Annotated in this window: 17 protein-coding genes and 3 pseudogenes; 10 read left to right on the top strand and 10 right to left on the bottom strand. The window is 65.1% G+C overall.

Annotated elements, in window-relative coordinates; all coding sequences use genetic code 11:
- The first annotated feature begins 193 nt into the window (after window positions 1–193).
- Complete coding sequence (locus tag ACFXHE_RS41160) at window positions 194–655, top strand: hypothetical protein (RefSeq protein ID WP_379390700.1); 462 nt, start codon at window positions 194–196, stop codon at window positions 653–655.
- Between the two features lie 22 nt (window positions 656–677).
- On the opposite strand, the gene ACFXHE_RS41155 is transcribed toward ACFXHE_RS41160, so the two are convergent.
- On the bottom strand, window positions 678–830 hold the full coding sequence (locus tag ACFXHE_RS41155; RefSeq protein WP_379390698.1) for a hypothetical protein: 153 nt from the start codon (window positions 828–830) through the stop codon (window positions 678–680).
- A 452-nt stretch (window positions 831–1,282) separates the two neighbouring features.
- Window positions 1,283–2,179 carry a dienelactone hydrolase family protein gene (locus ACFXHE_RS41150; RefSeq protein ID WP_379390696.1) on the bottom strand — a complete coding sequence of 299 codons (897 nt, stop codon included), beginning with the start codon at window positions 2,177–2,179 and terminating at the stop codon, window positions 1,283–1,285.
- A gap of 74 nt (window positions 2,180–2,253) precedes the next feature.
- Between ACFXHE_RS41150 and ACFXHE_RS41145 the strand changes: the two genes are divergently transcribed.
- The 4 genes and pseudogenes from ACFXHE_RS41145 to ACFXHE_RS41130 all read left to right on the top strand — a co-directional run.
- Complete coding sequence (locus tag ACFXHE_RS41145) at window positions 2,254–3,240, top strand: GlxA family transcriptional regulator (protein WP_379390694.1); 987 nt, start codon at window positions 2,254–2,256, stop codon at window positions 3,238–3,240.
- 171 nt (window positions 3,241–3,411) lie between these two features.
- On the top strand, window positions 3,412–4,497 hold the full coding sequence (locus ACFXHE_RS41140; protein WP_379390692.1) for a hypothetical protein: 1,086 nt from the start codon (window positions 3,412–3,414) through the stop codon (window positions 4,495–4,497).
- A 304-nt stretch (window positions 4,498–4,801) separates the two neighbouring features.
- Window positions 4,802–6,328, top strand: a complete 1,527-nt coding sequence (locus ACFXHE_RS41135; RefSeq protein WP_379390690.1) for an aromatic amino acid lyase — start codon at window positions 4,802–4,804, stop codon at window positions 6,326–6,328.
- Between the two features lie 8 nt (window positions 6,329–6,336).
- Window positions 6,337–7,396 (top strand): annotated as a pseudogene (locus ACFXHE_RS41130) (phosphoesterase); the annotation flags it as partial.
- A gap of 76 nt (window positions 7,397–7,472) precedes the next feature.
- Here the strand turns inward: ACFXHE_RS41130 and ACFXHE_RS41125 are convergent.
- The 3 genes and pseudogenes from ACFXHE_RS41125 to ACFXHE_RS41115 form a co-directional block, all read right to left on the bottom strand.
- The gene (locus ACFXHE_RS41125) at window positions 7,473–7,613 is read right to left on the bottom strand and encodes a hypothetical protein (protein ID WP_379390688.1); all 141 of its coding nucleotides are present in this window, start codon (window positions 7,611–7,613) and stop codon (window positions 7,473–7,475) included.
- Between the two features lie 120 nt (window positions 7,614–7,733).
- Window positions 7,734–7,943: an integrase core domain-containing protein gene (locus ACFXHE_RS41120; RefSeq protein WP_379390744.1), complete on the bottom strand. Its 210-nt coding sequence runs from the start codon at window positions 7,941–7,943 to the stop codon at window positions 7,734–7,736.
- A gap of 31 nt (window positions 7,944–7,974) precedes the next feature.
- Window positions 7,975–8,361: pseudogene (locus tag ACFXHE_RS41115) on the bottom strand (DDE-type integrase/transposase/recombinase); the annotation flags it as partial.
- A gap of 296 nt (window positions 8,362–8,657) precedes the next feature.
- On the opposite strand from ACFXHE_RS41115, the pseudogene ACFXHE_RS41110 reads away from it, so the two are divergent.
- Window positions 8,658–9,137 (top strand): annotated as a pseudogene (locus tag ACFXHE_RS41110) (Tn3 family transposase); the annotation flags it as partial.
- A gap of 304 nt (window positions 9,138–9,441) precedes the next feature.
- Here ACFXHE_RS41110 and ACFXHE_RS41105 read toward each other — a convergent pair.
- The 3 genes from ACFXHE_RS41105 to ACFXHE_RS41095 form a co-directional block, all read right to left on the bottom strand.
- On the bottom strand, window positions 9,442–9,789 hold the full coding sequence (locus tag ACFXHE_RS41105; RefSeq protein WP_379390686.1) for an isochorismatase family protein: 348 nt from the start codon (window positions 9,787–9,789) through the stop codon (window positions 9,442–9,444).
- Entirely contained in the window at window positions 9,758–10,024 is a 267-nt protein-coding gene (locus ACFXHE_RS41100) for an isochorismatase family protein (protein WP_379390684.1), read from the bottom strand. Before ACFXHE_RS41100 ends, ACFXHE_RS41105 begins: the two co-directional genes overlap by 32 nt.
- 111 nt (window positions 10,025–10,135) lie before the next feature.
- Window positions 10,136–11,416, bottom strand: coding sequence for an MFS transporter (locus ACFXHE_RS41095; protein WP_379390682.1), 1,281 nt, complete (start codon window positions 11,414–11,416; stop codon window positions 10,136–10,138).
- Window positions 11,417–11,548: 132 nt separating this feature from the next.
- On the opposite strand from ACFXHE_RS41095, the gene ACFXHE_RS41090 reads away from it, so the two are divergent.
- From ACFXHE_RS41090 to ACFXHE_RS41075, 4 genes are all read left to right on the top strand, one after another.
- Complete coding sequence (locus ACFXHE_RS41090; protein WP_379390680.1) at window positions 11,549–12,508, top strand: LysR family transcriptional regulator; 960 nt, start codon at window positions 11,549–11,551, stop codon at window positions 12,506–12,508.
- Between the two features lie 575 nt (window positions 12,509–13,083).
- Window positions 13,084–13,431 carry an Lsr2 family protein gene (locus tag ACFXHE_RS41085; protein WP_040860441.1) on the top strand — a complete coding sequence of 116 codons (348 nt, stop codon included), beginning with the start codon at window positions 13,084–13,086 and terminating at the stop codon, window positions 13,429–13,431.
- A 363-nt stretch (window positions 13,432–13,794) separates the two neighbouring features.
- Complete coding sequence (locus ACFXHE_RS41080; protein ID WP_379390678.1) at window positions 13,795–14,046, top strand: hypothetical protein; 252 nt, start codon at window positions 13,795–13,797, stop codon at window positions 14,044–14,046.
- Window positions 14,043–14,339 (top strand): hypothetical protein, encoded by a 297-nt coding sequence (locus tag ACFXHE_RS41075; protein WP_379390676.1) that lies wholly within the window; start codon window positions 14,043–14,045, stop codon window positions 14,337–14,339. Before ACFXHE_RS41080 ends, ACFXHE_RS41075 begins: the two co-directional genes overlap by 4 nt.
- 194 nt (window positions 14,340–14,533) lie before the next feature.
- On the opposite strand, the gene ACFXHE_RS41070 is transcribed toward ACFXHE_RS41075, so the two are convergent.
- Both ACFXHE_RS41070 and ACFXHE_RS41065 read right to left on the bottom strand, forming a co-directional pair.
- Window positions 14,534–14,671, bottom strand: coding sequence for a hypothetical protein (locus ACFXHE_RS41070; RefSeq protein WP_379390674.1), 138 nt, complete (start codon window positions 14,669–14,671; stop codon window positions 14,534–14,536).
- A 407-nt stretch (window positions 14,672–15,078) separates the two neighbouring features.
- On the bottom strand, window positions 15,079–15,183 hold the full coding sequence (locus tag ACFXHE_RS41065) for a helix-turn-helix domain-containing protein (protein ID WP_379390743.1): 105 nt from the start codon (window positions 15,181–15,183) through the stop codon (window positions 15,079–15,081).
- Window positions 15,184–15,419 lie beyond the last annotated feature (236 nt).

Genomic DNA, 15,419 nt, shown 5'->3' with positions numbered 1-15,419 from the left:
TTACCATCAACAGGTTCCAGCCGGAACCAGATAATCCGCTCTGCGGATCAGCGGGGAACCTCACAGGAGAACCGAACCCCTAGTGCGCTGTTCGGTCCGAGCGAGGTTGCAGATTTTGCAGTAGAGATGCCTATCACAGGTTTCCTGTTCGACAAAGAGTTGCTCAAATGTATTCCCCCACAAAGGAGAAGTCATGCATCGTTCGTACGCAGTCGCTGGGATTCTCGCATCCGTTGCCGCAGTGCCGATCGTTCACTCCGGGCAGGCGCAGGCGGCAGCTGCACCTGTCTATTTCTCCTTCAACTCGGGCACATTCCAGTGCTCGATAGCATCGGATGGAACGGTGGGCTGTGACACTTCGCCGAAGGTGATGTCGATGAAGGTCGCGGGTCTCACTGTGCCGATGCCGTTCGCGGTCCGTGAGGTTGTCATCGATGTTTCTTGGGCGCCGGGCCATCCGGCCTTCGACGGCGGCACTCCGCACACGCTGCCGGGAGGCAATCCGGACATCGCTGAGGTCGCCACCGATCACGGGCAGTGGGGCCCTGTCATCAATTACATGGGCGCCACATGTGAGTCCGGGTTTCATGCGAGCATCTCGTGTCGGTCCAAAGGCCACTCGTTCTGGTACTACGAGCAGATTTCCGCGGACTGACCTCACCTCCACAATGACTGTCTCACCGAGCGGAGGCGACGGTTTCGGCGGCCCGCACGGTTCGGGAGTCGATGATCGCCATGGTCGGGTCGAGGTCGCGACCGCCCGTGACACCCGACGCGTCACGTAGGTTGTTGTGGACGGCGGTGATCTCACCGCCGGACCGCCAGCGCAAGAACAGGCCGTAAAAAGGTGCGCCAGGGCGGAGAAAGTCGTTGAACTGTGGCCGCATCCAGCACTGGCTGGCGTGGTAGGCAGTGCCACTGCCTACCACGCTTTCGGAGCGACTGTGTCCGCCGAAGCCTCGCTTCTCGCGGGCCGCATAGGGTGCAGTGTCCGATTGCGTTGCTGACATCCAAGCTCGCAGATCCAGTGTGGGTTCCTACGAGTTGCGTTCGGGATTCACCGAGTGGGTGAATACGCCACCGTTGCCAAGCCCACGTGAGTCAGCGCATGTCGTGGCGATCTTCATCGGGTTAAATAAAGGTACGCAGGGTTGATCGCAAAGTCATCGGTCGCGGATCTTGTGACCTGCAGTCGGATTACCGCGTCCGATGTATCCGGCGGGTGCCACAAGGTCGATGTTGCAGAATCCCAGAACCAGCGGCGATTGAAGGTTTTCATCACTCACACCACTTCGCCCTGGCCAGTCGATCTCGAGGCCGTCTTCCTTGCCCTGGCACCGCTTTGCAACGGGATGTCCGCAGTCAGCCGTTCCACGAGAAAGGCGAGGATCTCGTCGCGGGCCGCGGCGGTCGGTTCCCCCGCCGAATCGATCAGATGCGCGGTGACCACACTGTGCGGGCAGCCGACGATCTGCGAGAAGAACGGCGGCGGAGAGGGATTCGCCGCATCGGCGGGCAGCACTCGCGGCTCGAAACGCGGACCCAGCGCCGCGGAGTAGGCGGCGAAGCGCTGCGCGGTGCAGAAGCGGTCGCCCTCGAAGCGATAGGCGCGCACCACGAGATCATCGCGATCGAGTCGCTCCCGCACGGCCGCGAGCTCACCGGGCGAAATCTCCAGTCCGCCAGGCTCATCCAGTGGCAGCGACGGCTGGCACAGCACCGGCGCCAGCATCGCGGGCTCGAGCATCATGGTGAGCGCGAAATTCCCGGTGAAGCACATACCCAGCGCGCCGACGCCGAGACCGCCGCATTCGCGATGGGCCAGGGCTGCCAGCGCACGCAGCCACACCGCGACCGGGCTGGACTTGCCCGCGCCGAAGGTCCGGAATTCCGCGCTGACACAGGCTCGTTCGAAGACTTCCACGCCGGCCTCCGCCTCCGGATAGGCACCGTCGCGGCCGAACAGTGACGGCAGGTAGACGGTGAGCCCGGCGTCGCGCACCCAGCGGGCGAAGCGAGCCACATCGGGACTGATGCCGGGCATTTCCGCCATGACGATGACGGCCGGTCCGCTGCCGCTGACGTACACCGTGCGGGCTACTCCGTCGAGTGTGATCGACCGGGGTGCGAAATCGGCAAGGTCGTCGTCGAGAGGATCCTGCGGGAGAGATTGCTGCACACCCCATACCCTGTCGCAGCAGGTCAGCACACCGCCATTGGCAAGATCGCCACCCTTCGGTCTAATCTCGCCACATGATTACCCACCTCGCGCTGGACGGTGTGCTCGAAGGTGCACTCGGTCTCGGTATCGACATCGTCGACACGGCAGCCGGGATCGCCGGTGACACGACAGGCGGGCGGCTGCGGCAGCGCGTCGCATCACTCGATGGGCTGCCGGTCCGATCCAGCGGTGGGCGGCTGATCAGCGTCGATACCGAAACCCCGCTCGGCGCGGCGGAGTTCGAACCCGGCGATATTCTGGTGCTGCCCGGGCCGTCCGCGTCCAGCGAAGCGCGTGTCGAGGAACTGCTGACCCGGCCCCAGACCGTGCGGGCCGTCGAAATCATCCGGCGTGCTGCTGATTCCGGCGCTACGGTAGCTGCCTCCTGCTCGGCTGTCTTCGTGCTCGCGGCCTCGGGGCTGCTGTCGGGCCGGGCCGCCACCACTACTTGGTGGCTGGCGCCGCTGTTGGCCCGCCGCTTCCCCGATGTCACCGTGCACTCCGATCGCATGGTGGTCGACAACGGCGAAATACTCACCGCCGGTGCGGCTTTCGCCCACACGGATCTGCTGCTGGCGCTGGTCGCCCGCCTCGGCGGCAGTGCGCTGGCCGAGCAGGTGGCTCACTACCTGGTGCTCGACGCCCGCATGTCGCAGTCGCGCTACATGGTGCTCGAGCATCTACGGGCCACCGACCCGGTGCTGCGCGCCGTGCAACAGCACGTGCACGCCAATCTGCACCGGCAACTATCGCTGGACGAATTGGCCAGTGTCGCAACGGTTTCTCCGCGCACGCTGACCCGCCGCATCCGCGACCGCGTCGGCGTCTCACCCATCCAGTACGTTCATCGCCTCCGGGTCGGGCAGGCGGCCACCCTGCTCGCGACCACGCGCGAACCCGTCGACGTGATCGCGGGCGCGGTTGGTTACGCCGATCCGGCGGCCTTCCGGCGCATCTACCGCAGGCACACCGGCGAGACACCGACCGCCACCCGCACCCGCGCAGCCGAACCGACCTGATAGGAGAAGCCGAAGTTCATCATACGATCGAGGGCGCTGCTGCCAGGCGTGGGAAGTCGAATTCGACTTTTGCGCAGAAGAATTCGACAATCCGGGGTCCACGACTTCCCATTCGCGGGGAAGACCGTCGCGGCTGTTACGGTTCGGCTCGACCGTCGAGGAGGTCTTGCCGTGCATCCTGCTGTAGCGCAGTTGAATTCGCTCATGCCTCCGCCGCCCCTTCCGCCGCTTGTAGCGCCTCCGTGGGGTGAGATCGAGCGTGCCATCGGATTCGGGTTGCCCTCGGACTACCGTGACTTCATCGACTGTTACGGCGAGGGGCAGGTCAATCAGGAACTGTCGGTGTTCTTCCCCGCAGAGCGCGCCGAAGGCCAGTGGTCGCTGACCTCTCTGCTGGACCGGAGCCGTCGGTTGCGATCCTTCGGTCTGTTCGACCTGTTCGAAGCCGATGACCGCCGGGGACCTGCCGACTTCCTGATGTGGGGCAAGACCAGCAGTGGCGACCTGCTGTTCTGGTTGCGCGACGGCGACGATCCCGATCGCTGGCCCACCTACATGCTGCAGCACGTGCATCATCTGGACCCCAGCCGGCGCTGGCGCCGATTCGACGGCGGAATAACGGAATTCCTGATCGCCCTGGTCGATGGTAGCTTCCCCGAAGCCGCGACTCTGATCGGCGATCATCCGCGGGTGGCCCGCTGGAGTCGCCTGCGGGACTGGCGAAACGACTACGGCAGCCCACCATCCGCGGTATTCGACGACATCGTCACCGACGGCGTCTGGCATGCGGACGGCCGAGCGGTAGTACCCGGAGGTTCGCCGATTCGCCTGCGCAACTTCAACCGATCGGGCGGCGATCAGGCCCGCTTCCCGCTCACCGGCGAACTCGTTCCGCTCATCACCCTCGACAGCGCACAGACAACAATCCATCTCGACGGTGGCAGCCGAGCGCCAGGGATCATCTATTCCTTCTCCGGCAGAATAGATTTCGCCCCCGGAACCGCTCCAGGATCTGTCCGGGTCGAACTGCTACGCGACGGCGACCCCATAGCCGCGGCGACGGTCGAGCACGCCGATTCACCACGAGCACACATCGCGGCAGAAACCCTGGTCCCCGCCGACGCCCCCGCGGCCTCGGTTCGACTGCACATCGCCGCGGCAACACCCGTCGATATCATCGTCACAGATGTCTACCTGCACGCGAAGGGCACGCTCGACGTGGAGCGAAGCCCGGGCACGCTGTCGGCTTCATGCTGATCAGCACCCGGCATCGATCGCTTCCGCCGCCGAATGGACGCTGTCCTCTGCATCGCTGAGCGAATACGGGCATCGGAATATCCGAACGTTACTCGCGCGTATGTCTTTTCATATTCTCGCCGGTGGGAAGGCGTCGATCGGCGCGAATTCCAGATCTGTGCGAATCTTCCGATCTGACCTGCGGAGGATTTCAGGCCCGCGCGCTCGGTACGGCTTGCCGATCGTTCCACGAGATAGGCGATAACGAAATCCGCAGCCGAGTAGCCGGCATCGGGCCTGCGGCATTGTATGGGAGGCGTCTGAAATGACCATCCAAATCGCCACGGCGCCCCAGTCGGCTGCGACCATCCGAATCCCCGGCAGGCTGACTCCGGCCGTCCTGGAGCTCGCAGAGCAGCCTCTGGCCGTGGAAATCTCTCCGAGCGCGCTCGAGAACGTCGCGGCCTGCTGGGAATTCGTCACCCGACGACTCGAAGACGGCACCCCTGTCTACGACAGCATCACCGGGCTCGGGCCGCTGGTCGACTTCACCGATGACACACCAGCTCTCGATGGACACGGCATCATCGACCACAGTGCGGCGGACCCACGCGACGGCCTCTCGCCTCGGGTCGTACGCGCGGCGGTCCTCGTCCGGTTATGGGCGCTGACGCAAGGCCGCTCCGGTGTGTCGGTGTCGGTACCGAGGGCGCTGGCGGCGATGCTGCGGACCGACTTCGCACCCGCTGTTCCCGGTCCCGAACCCCTGTGGGCCAATGGCGATCTCACGTCGAGGTACCTGGCGGACGCGCTTCGCGGATACGGACACGCGTATACGTCCGGGCTCAGGCTGCCCGCGGCCGAGGCCCTTGCCGCCGCCGGACTCACACCGGTGTCGTTCGACGGGCGTGACCGACTGGCGCTGGCGAACAACGCGACCGTTACCGTAGCGGCCGCAGGGCTGGCACTGGCCGCTATCCGCCGATCACACTCGGCCGCCATCGCGGTCACGGCGGTGCTGATCGATCTCCTCGGACATGATCCCGGCTTCCTGCTGAACCATCTCCTCGATGCTCCCGGACCGCCCGACGCGGCGGCAGCCAGCACCCGGATACGAGACCTGCTCCGTGGCACGACACCCCGCAGCGCGCGCTCGGCGCGGGAGGACTCGAGCCTGCGCGGCGCAGCGGAGTTGCTCGATTCGCTGGGAAGCAGCCTGTGGCGGGTCGGCACCGTCGTCGACAGCGAGCTCAACGGCATCGGAGACAGCCCGCTGTTCTTCCCGGAGCACGGCACCGTCGTACACAGCGACAACTACTTCGATCATCCGATCGCGCTCGTCGGGCACCTGCTCGCAATGGGCACCGAGCAGCTGGGCAACCTCGCCGAAAGACAACTGGGCCTGATCTTCGACCCCCACCACAGCGGGGACCTGCCGGACATGGTGGACACTGATCCAGACACGCGAAACAGACTCCAGGACATGCGATGTGCGGCGAGTGCCACCCTGGCGACCATGCGCGGCGGCGTCGTTCTCCCGCCGACCGACAACGCCCGCTCCGACGGTCACAACCCGGATGCGAACCTCGCGGGCATGAGGACCGCGCTCAACGCCCTCGACAGGGCCGCCCGCCTGCGGTGGCTGCACGGCGCACTGGCCATCGCCTTGGGGCAGATGGTCCGTGTCGGTGGCAGGCGTCCCACGGCCCCCGCGTGCGCCGCCATCCTCGACGCGTTGATCGAGGCCGCGCCCTCCTTCGGTTCCGGCGGGCCGATGGACCAACAGGTCCGCACCGCCGCGGCACAACTCGACATCATCGCCGATACGCTGCCCAGCAGTGAACACTCATGACTCACAAAGCCGTTCCGCACTCGAAACATGCATCACCGCAACCAATTAGAACTGTTCGCCCGGCAATCCGGTCGGGGTTCGCACTGTTGGATCACATACTCAGCAGCGCCGACGCCGACTGAGCATCGATTCATTGCCCAGGCGGTCGCTGACGGCGCGGATCTCGCCGGAAGCCCGACGTTCGACGCCTACAACCCTTTCGTGTGGGACAACTACCTGCAGTCCATCGAATCCAGCGCCGCGCGGGTGCCCTGGATGTTCACCACCGGCAATCACGACATGGAGGTCGTTTACGGCGCGCACGGCTATGGCGGACTGTCTGCGCGACTCGACATGCCCGGCGGCGGTCCGGTCGGCTGTCCTTCGGTGTACTCCTTCCGGTACGGCAATGTGGCGGTGCTGTCGCTGGATGCCAACGAGGTCAGCTATCAGGTGCGTGCCAATCTCGGCTATTCCGATGGCGCGCAAACGAGTTGGGCAGACCGCACGCTGGCCGCATACCGTGGGGACCCCGACATCGACTTCATAGTCTGCTTCTTCCACGAATGCGCGTACAAGACCGGAGTCGGCGCGGCCAGCGACGGCGGGGTCCGCGGCGCTTGGAGCGCGATGTTCGATCGGCACCGGGTCGATCTCGTAATGCAGGGACACAACCACAACTTCGAGCGCACTGATCCGATACGCGCAGGCCGGGCAACCAAAGCCGCGCTGGACAACTCGATCGTGTACCCCGACACCGATGGCACCGTGTACTACGTCGTCGGAGGTGGCGGTGCCATCCATGCCGGCTTCCCTGCCGAAGAGAGCTATCGCGGCCACGAATTGCCCGAGAAGACCATCCCGAGAAGCACGTTGTGGGGTGCCGATGGCAAGGATCACGGTGAGTCCGACATCGCCTGGTCCCGGGTGCGGTACAGCCGGTATTCCTTCATTCGGGTCGATGTGCGGCCAGGCATCTTTGCCAGCGAGATTGACGTGACCGCGGTCGATGAGTTCGGCCGTGAGTTCGACAAGGTCACCTATCGACGCCCGGCCGGCCGCGGCGAGGGCCGCATAATCGTGGGTTGACATCGGCAGCGGCAGCCCAGGTCAGGTCCTGGACGCCGACGGCCCTTGTGGCAGAGAGAGAGTTGTTGGCTGGTTTCTACTTGTCAGCCGCGGCCGGGGTACGACGCGGCGGCAACGTGCGGCCCAGGAGCTTCTCGGCTTCGCGGCGGCGTTCTTCTACCTGTGCGGGGGTCAGCTTCTTGCGGACAAGGTGCAGTTTCTGCTCCAGCGCAGTCATTGCTCGCCTCCCATCACGATTGCCTTGATGCGCCAACGCCAACGATATACAGCTCGCGCGCGTCGATAACCAGCACTTCTTTCTCGTCAGGTGACTGGGCCCCGATTGCAGGTCCACCGATCATGTGAGTTGCAGTGGTTGGTTGAACTCTGTCGGTGACCATTGCTGACGGAATATGCTGGGGCTGAGCAAGTTCAGCGATCCGTGTGGCCGATAGTTGTTGTACTCGATGCGCCAGTCTTCGGCAAGGACCTGAACCTCGGTCAGCGAGTGAAAGACCTCGCAGTCGAGGAATTCGTCGCGGAATCGCCCGTTGAACGATTCGCAGATCCCGTTCTGCCACGGCGACCCCGGGTCGATGAACGCTGCATCGACCCCGGTGAACCAGCAACCAGTCGGTCATGGCGTGGGCGGTCATTTCGGTGCCGTTGTCCATGCGAATGTGGGTCGGCTTGCGGCCGGTGGCCGCGATGATTTCGTCGAGCACCGCGATCAACGCATCGGCGGTGCAGGAACGGAAGGCCCTGACCGCGAGCGCTTCTCGGGTGAACTCGTCGACGACGTTGAGGAAGCGGATCTGCCGGCCGTCGACGGTGACATCGACCTGGAAATCCAGTGCCCACATCTGATCCGGTCTTGACGCTCGCAGCCGTTGATTCCGGCCCGGACCGATCCGGCGTTTCTTCCGAACCCGGGCCGGACGTTTCAACCCTTCCTCACCCCAGCCGCCGCGGGTGTTCGGTCCCATACACGGTAATGATCGGAATTACGTTGTCGCAGAGACGAATCCGTGCCATGTCTGCCTCTCTCAGTAGGGCTGGGATTGCAAGCAGTCGGCCCAGGTTGCTCGGCGTGACAAGTTCGATCGATTTCTGAGCGAAAGGCCTGCGTGGGAGTCTCATCGGAAACCCGGCCACCGAATCGGCATGCCGCCTGCCGTTTTTCGAGCTGGCGCGAATGGTGTCGGTGCGTCACACACCAAGACCGTGTCCCATGTCGCCGTGATTCGTTTGCCGCGTGTCGTATTCGGTTGCGCGGCATGATCTCGGCAAGCTGTCGGCGTCGGGGCGGCAGAACGCGCCGACCGCGGCGCTGAAGGAATACGGTGTCATGCGCCGCACTATCGACGCCTGCCGGTACCTGACCGACCCCGACTACCGGCGCCAGATCACCCGTCAGCTCAACAAGGGCGAATCCATCCGCGCGCTCGAGCGCGGCCTCATCTACGCCCACGAAGGGGCCTTTCGCGCCCGCCACTTGGAAGCGCAGACCGAGCAGGCATGGTGTCTGACCCTGGCCACCAACGCGGTGATCGCTTGGACCACAGAGTATTACGGGCTCGCGGTCGAGCAGATGCGCCGGGCTGGGCGGCGAGTGGACGACGAGGTCTTGGCCCGCATCTCGCCCGCGCATAGCGAGAACATCAATTTCTTCGGCGCGATCGAGGTCGACATCGACGCCGAACTGGCCCAGCTCGGCCCGACCGGATACCAGCCGCTACGCGTGCGCGACGCCCTCTTCTGATCACTGCATGTGCGGTCGCTGTTCTACGCGCGCTGCGGCGATCTTGCCGACGCGTGGGTCCGAGGAGCGCGGCCTTTCAGACGAGCGGGGCGACTATGTCGTGCCAGCTGCCGAGTTGCGCGCGCAGGGCCAGCTAGTGGTGGACGAAGACATCGCCCGCTGTCGGCGTATGTGCTCAGGCACATCAGTCCACGGCCCCTCACTCGTTCCGGCTGCCTGACCTCGGTGGCGCTTGGAACCCGCTACGTGACCCCGACCACACCGGCCCTGACGAGGAAGGACGACTGATCCTGGGGCGCGGGTGTCAGTTGCGGGTCTTGGCAAGCAGGTCAACGATCTCGGTGGTGGAACCGGTCTCGCCGAGGAGAGGGAAGATCCGTTCGATGCTGTTGCGGTGCGCCTCGATATCCAGATCGGCCATGGCGTCCGTGGCGAGCGTGACGTGGTAGCCGTGTTCGTAGGCGGCGCGGGCGGTCGACTCCACACCGATGCTGGTGGTGAGCCCGGATAGGACGATCTGTGTGACGCTGCGGCGGCGCAGTTGCAGGTCGAGGTCGGTTCCGTAGAAGGCACCCCAGGCGCGCTTGGTCACGGTGATGTCGTCAGGGTGGCCGGCGAGGTCACCGACGATGACATCCCAGCCTTGGGGCAAGGGACCGGGCTGGCTCGGGGTTTCGTTGCGGCCTGGTGCGGCATCCGATCCATCCGCCCGGGCCGTGACCCGTACGGACGACCGGGGCGCTGTGTTCGTGGAAGGCGCGGGCCAGCTCGACGGCCCGGGCCACGACCTCGGAGCCGGTATAGGGGACTGTGGGAGCGTTGATGATGGCGTTCTGTAAGTCGATGATGACCAGAGCGCTGGAGGAGTCGAGTGCGGTGACAGTCATGAATTGTGCCTTTTCTGCATGGGCGGCTGAGCCTCGGGGTCTCATGTGTGGCTGGGAGCCAGTTTCTTGCTGTTGTCGCGTGGCCGCATTTGAAAGCTGTTGGCGGCCATTTCACTTGGCTTCATGCGAAACGCCTGCTGCCTGTGGTTGGGCATGGGTTGTTGCCACCGCAGGGTCGGGTGTGAGTGGGGAATCCTGGCGGCGGGGTAGCAGCAGCGGGCTGGCGAGGATCAGCAGTCCTGCGATCGTGATCGCCGTGCGTGGGCTGGTGGCGTCGGCGAGTAGTCCGCCGAGCGCGCTGAGAATGGCGATGGAGGCGCTACTGCTGATCGACCAGGCCGACAGGGTCCGGGCCACGCGGTCTTTGGGTGTGTGTTCGAGTCGATAGGTGGCCAGTACCGGGTTGTACAGGCTCATGCTGATGATGATCGCGAGCTCGACAGCGATCACCGTCGCGAGGCCGATGACACCGGGTTGGACGAACGCGAGGCCGATCAGCCAGATCGCGCGCAGCGTGCCGACGGTACGGAGGATCCGGTGTTGGCCGTATCGTGCCACGACACGGCTGGCGAGGCGTGAGCCGATGAGTCCGCCGAGGCAGGGGGCGGCGAAGGCGAGCCCGTACTGCCAGGGTGGGAATCCGAGCTGGCGCAGCAGAAGCACGGCCAACAGCGGCTCGGTGGCCATGATCAGACCGCTGACGACCAGCTGGTTGAGGTAGAGCGCCCGTAGGCCGGGATGGGCCAGCAGGTGCCGCCACCCATCGAGCAACTCGCTGGCCCGGAGCTGGCGTTTGTCGGTTCGCTGCGGATGTTGTTCTCGGCCGCGAATCGCTGCGACCCCCAGCGCGGAGAGCAGGTAGCTCAGCGCGTCGGCCACCACGGTGGTGACCGGCCCGAACATGCCGATCGCCGCCCCACCCAGTGGCGGCCCGACGGCGATGGAACTCCAGTTCGTGGACTCGAACCGCGCGTTGGCCACGAGCAGGTCGTCGGGCCGGACGAGGGCTTTGAGGTAGGCGCCGCTCGCCGCATTGAAGGCGATCTTGGCCGCGGCGACCACGGCCGAGACGACCATCAACTGGACGAAACCGAGCCGGCCGAAGGCGTAGGCGACCGGGATCGTCATCATGACCGCGAACCGGGCCAGGTCCATCGTGATCATCACCGGTCGCTTGCGGCGAAACTCCACCCACGGCCCGAGCGGCAACGCGATCAAGGCGCCCACTGCCGGCCCGACCGCTGACAGCGCCGACACCTGAAGGGGGCCGGCGTGCAACACCAGCACGGCGATCAGCGGCAACGCACCGAACCCCAGCCCGGAGCCGTAGGCGCTGACTGCGTAGGACGTCCACAGCCATCCGAACTGCCGGCCCAGGGATCGTCTGGTCACCAAGCTCCGTACCTCCCGCTTCGAACAACTCGCTGTTGATGGCTGTGATCAAAACAAGGCCGAAGGGGCGGAATCAAACAACTGAGCTGGCGGCGAGCCACAACCGTATGTTGTGTGAGTAGGGTTTGCCGCGTGGATCTCAATGCCGTGCGCACCTTCGTCGCCGTTGCGGACGCCGGCCAATTCCAGGAAGCCGCCGCGACGCTGTCGATCACCCAGCAGGCGGTCTCCAAGCGCATCGCGGCTCTGGAGAAATACCTGGATGTGCGCTTGTTCGCCCGCACGGCCCGCGGGGCCCAGCTCACGATCGACGGCCAGGCATTCCTGCCCCACGCGCGCGAACTGCTCCGGGTCGTCGACCGGGCCGACGCCTCCGTGCGCCCTGGCCGACGCGTGCTACGCGTCGATGTCGTCGCCCGGCGCGTCGTCACGGCAGTGCGCCTCCAGGAATTCCACCGCACGCATCCCGACATCGAACTGGACGTCGTCACCCTCGATGCCGACCTCGATGCAGCGATCGCCGCTGTCGAGGCTGGAACGATCGATGCCACCTTCCACGCCGTCCCCCCGCAGCAGCATCTGCCCACGGCGATCAGCACTGCCCGAGTGATCGACGAGCCGCACCAGCTGCTCGTCGGCCCCCGCCACCCGCTCGCCAACGCCCGCGCCGTCACGCCCGCGCAACTGGCCGGACACCGAATCTGGATGCCGGGCCTTCCTGCCCGCGGCGAGGTGGCCGACTACTACGCCGAACTCACCACCACCTTCGGATTCACCATCGACGTACTCGGCCCTGTCTTCGCAAAAGAGGCCCTGCTGGACGAGATCGCCGACTCATCGGACCTGGCGACCCTGATCGGCGAAGGCACGCGATATCTGTGGCCGGACAATTACGACCTGCGGCGCATACCGCTGCGTAACCCGACACCGGTCTACCCGATGTCAATAATCTGGCGCGACGACAATCCGCATCCCGCGCTCACCAAACTCCGCGACCACCTCCACTCCAGGCGAGCGGGCGCACCCGATACCGAGGTCTGGATACCGACATGGACGCAGCGCATCCCGCGCGCTACGGCGACATCCAGCTGATCGGCAGTAACCGCAGTCTGTTCAATGCTGCGCGCGTCCTTCATGCATGCTGGCCGCAAGCCTGCGGGTGGCAACCCACAGATCACGATTACGACGACTCACGACTACGACGACGGCCCCGACCCGTTGTCACCGCGTTCACTGCGGGCCAGGACAGGGTGTGGTGGAACCCGTCGGAATCCGGTGGGTGTTTGGGCTACTTGAGCCGACTAAGGCTTGGCCTGCGGGCGTGGCCGGCCCGTGAGACTGGCACCGGCCGGGATCCGGCGCCACCGCAGCGATGTCCTGAGCAAGCCCTGGGCATCGAGTTACAGGTCTGCCAGCTAGCAGCCCGGCATTCGAGTGGGGTCGCACGTGGTTGGTGAACGTGTGATCACCGGAGAATTCGCCCAACCGAAATCCGTCCCACCACAAGCAAATTCGGCGCGCTCGCCCACGAACACCCCTGGGTTCTGGACGTCGCGGCCGGGACGGAGGGTGCCAACTCGTCTCTGCGCTGTAATGTCGCTGAAATCGGGGGTGGAATGCGGGTACCGCCCGCTGCCCCGAACACGTCACACGCGGAAGGGCAGTCCATGGCGAAGAAAGTCACCGTAACTCTGGTTGACGACTACGACGGCGAATCGAAGGCCGACGAGACCGTCTTTTTCTCGATCGACGGCAACGACTTCGAGATCGACCTGTCGAACAAGAACGCCGGCAAGCTGCGGGAGGCCCTGGAACCGTGGACCGATAAGGCCCGCAAGGTCGGTCGTTCCAAGCGGACCGGCAAGGTGGCAGCGGGCGGCCGCACCCGTCCGGCGGTGGACCGCGAGGAGAGCACCGCGATCCGTGAATGGGCGCGTGCTCAGGGGCACCAGGTTTCCTCGCGCGGCCGTATCCCGGCCGAGATCGTCGACGCTTACCAGCGCGCCAAGAACTAACCAGCGCTGATCCAGAAGGGAAACGAGAACCCGCAGACATCGGCTCCTGACCGATCCGGCGATACACCAGATGCGGGTCGGCGGCGAATTACTCGGTGTAGAGCGGAATCCGAGGATCGCCCGCGCCTGTCGCAGAGCCGTGCGGGGTCGGGGTGGAGGAAGCGGCATGGTCCGACGACGAGGTGGTCAATGTAGGCACTTCCTGGAATCGGGCAAACGAAGTGAAGAGGGACGATCGGCAAACGTCTCGGAGGGCAGAGGCGGAGCGTCTTTCGGGAGGCAGGATCACCACGTCGTCGCCGTGGTCCGCAGCCGTATCCGGTCGCATGACAATCGGGTCGGGTCGCGGGTAGGATCGCAGGTATGACTCGTCGGACTACGAAGGTTTCGCTGTCGCTGGAGTCCAGCGCCTGGGAGATCGCCGAACGTGAGGCTGGTCTGGCCGGGATGTCGCCCTCGGCATGGATCTCGAAAGCCTGCCGTGACAAGGCGATTCGCGACTTCCGGCCGGTGAGCAAGCCGGTCGCCGAGGCGGACGCCGCCGCCGAGTACGAGGCCGAGCAGGCCGCTGCCGATGCTGCTGAGGCTGCGCGCCGCAACAAGGGCGCTGCGTGAGGCGCGGGGATATCCACTATTACGGACAACCCGGTGCGGCACTGACGAAGATCGTGCTGCTGGCGTCCAACCAGGCGGTGCTCGACAGCGAGCGGCCCTGGTTCATGGGCCTGGACCTGCTCGAAGAAGGTGACGGCGACCTGCTGACCGTGCCGATCCCCGAGCACGGGTGGGTTAATACGGCCGCGACGCATCGGCTGTACCGCCAATGGGTGGGTGAGCGGATCGTCAGCACCGACCCAGAAACCATGGAGAGGGTCGAGGAGGCGCTGCGCGCGTCGCTGGACCTGTAGCGCAGTGACGTTTCGTCCGGTCTGTAACTCGTTGCCCGGCAACCCTTCACAAGGAGTAGGACAACGACTGTGACGACGGCCAGGAGCAGGCGAGCCCGGGTCGGCAGCCGGCTCGGGCCGATCCGGTGTGCTGCTCCACCAACCGGCGGTAAAGCGGCCGCTCGAGTCGATGGTCCCCGTGACGAGTACGACGTTCACGACGCACCGACCTGCAGGAAGATGCGCCGCCATCGTTCTGGATGCGGCCAGGGCTGCAGACCCATGGATTGCAGGCAGTAGTTGTTCATCATGAGGTCGATTCGGCCGGGTCGGACAACCTCGTCGTTCCACATGTCCTATCCCGTCACAGGAACTATCCCGCGGTTCGGGAACGCGGCGGGGTCGTCGCCCGACATGCCGCACAGGTTCAGGTGGTTCTGATTGAAGATATGGCCGATCTCATGGGCGAGGATAAGAGCGTTCGCGCCGACTGAGCCCGCCCAGGGGAACGGCCCATGAGTGCCAGTGACGCGAAAAGTAACGCTTAGCGCCTGCAGACGAGCCGTGATTCCGAAATGTCCCGGCTCAATCAATCTGATGTGACCTCTGGTGGGCGCGAGAAGCTCTGCGATATTTGTAAGAAGTTGTCGATGTAGTCGGCCATCGCGATGGTCAATTCCGGTGTGGTGGACCACTTCCGGGTGTCGAGTAGCGGATCCTCAGAACTGCCGAGGACGGCGACTCCGGTACGTCGCAGGCGCTATGCCCGTGGCGCGGTGCGGCTGATGATGCGGTGGACGGTGGAGCGCCCGACGCCGTATTCTTCGGCGAGGTCGGCAAGGCCCGCGTCTTCGTGCTCGCCGATAACTACCCCTCAAGCGGTAGAAGACCGCGAAGTTCAACGCCCTGCTGGCCAACGCGACCATTTTCCACAGCGCGCTCGACATCGCCGAGATCGTCCGCCAGCTGCAGGACGAAGAAGAAGATCGACCCGGAGGATCTGGCGCAGGTCTCGCCGTACCTGACCGAGTACATGCGCCGCTTCGGCGAATACTCCACCCACGAGCTCGCCGACGAACCCGACGCCAACGACCCGCGCCT

The sequence above is a fragment of the Nocardia sp. NPDC059229 genome, from assembly GCF_042754165.1.
Lineage (GTDB): Bacteria > Actinomycetota > Actinomycetes > Mycobacteriales > Mycobacteriaceae > Nocardia.
Note: the sequence above shows the minus strand (reverse complement) of the source record. Positions and strands in the feature narration are given on the sequence as shown.

Coding starts and splice junctions, on each gene's coding strand:
- ACFXHE_RS41085 (WP_040860441.1), top strand. CDS start 13,084: ATGGCGAAGAAAGTCACCGTAACTCTGGTTGACGACTACGACGGCGAA.
- ACFXHE_RS41145 (WP_379390694.1), top strand. CDS start 2,254: ATGATTACCCACCTCGCGCTGGACGGTGTGCTCGAAGGTGCACTCGGT.
- ACFXHE_RS41070 (WP_379390674.1), bottom strand. CDS start 14,671: ATGTGGAACGACGAGGTTGTCCGACCCGGCCGAATCGACCTCATGATG.
- ACFXHE_RS41100 (WP_379390684.1), bottom strand. CDS start 10,024: ATGACTGTCACCGCACTCGACTCCTCCAGCGCTCTGGTCATCATCGAC.
- ACFXHE_RS41135 (WP_379390690.1), top strand. CDS start 4,802: ATGACCATCCAAATCGCCACGGCGCCCCAGTCGGCTGCGACCATCCGA.
- ACFXHE_RS41125 (WP_379390688.1), bottom strand. CDS start 7,613: ATGACTGCGCTGGAGCAGAAACTGCACCTTGTCCGCAAGAAGCTGACC.
- ACFXHE_RS41080 (WP_379390678.1), top strand. CDS start 13,795: ATGACTCGTCGGACTACGAAGGTTTCGCTGTCGCTGGAGTCCAGCGCC.
- ACFXHE_RS41160 (WP_379390700.1), top strand. CDS start 194: ATGCATCGTTCGTACGCAGTCGCTGGGATTCTCGCATCCGTTGCCGCA.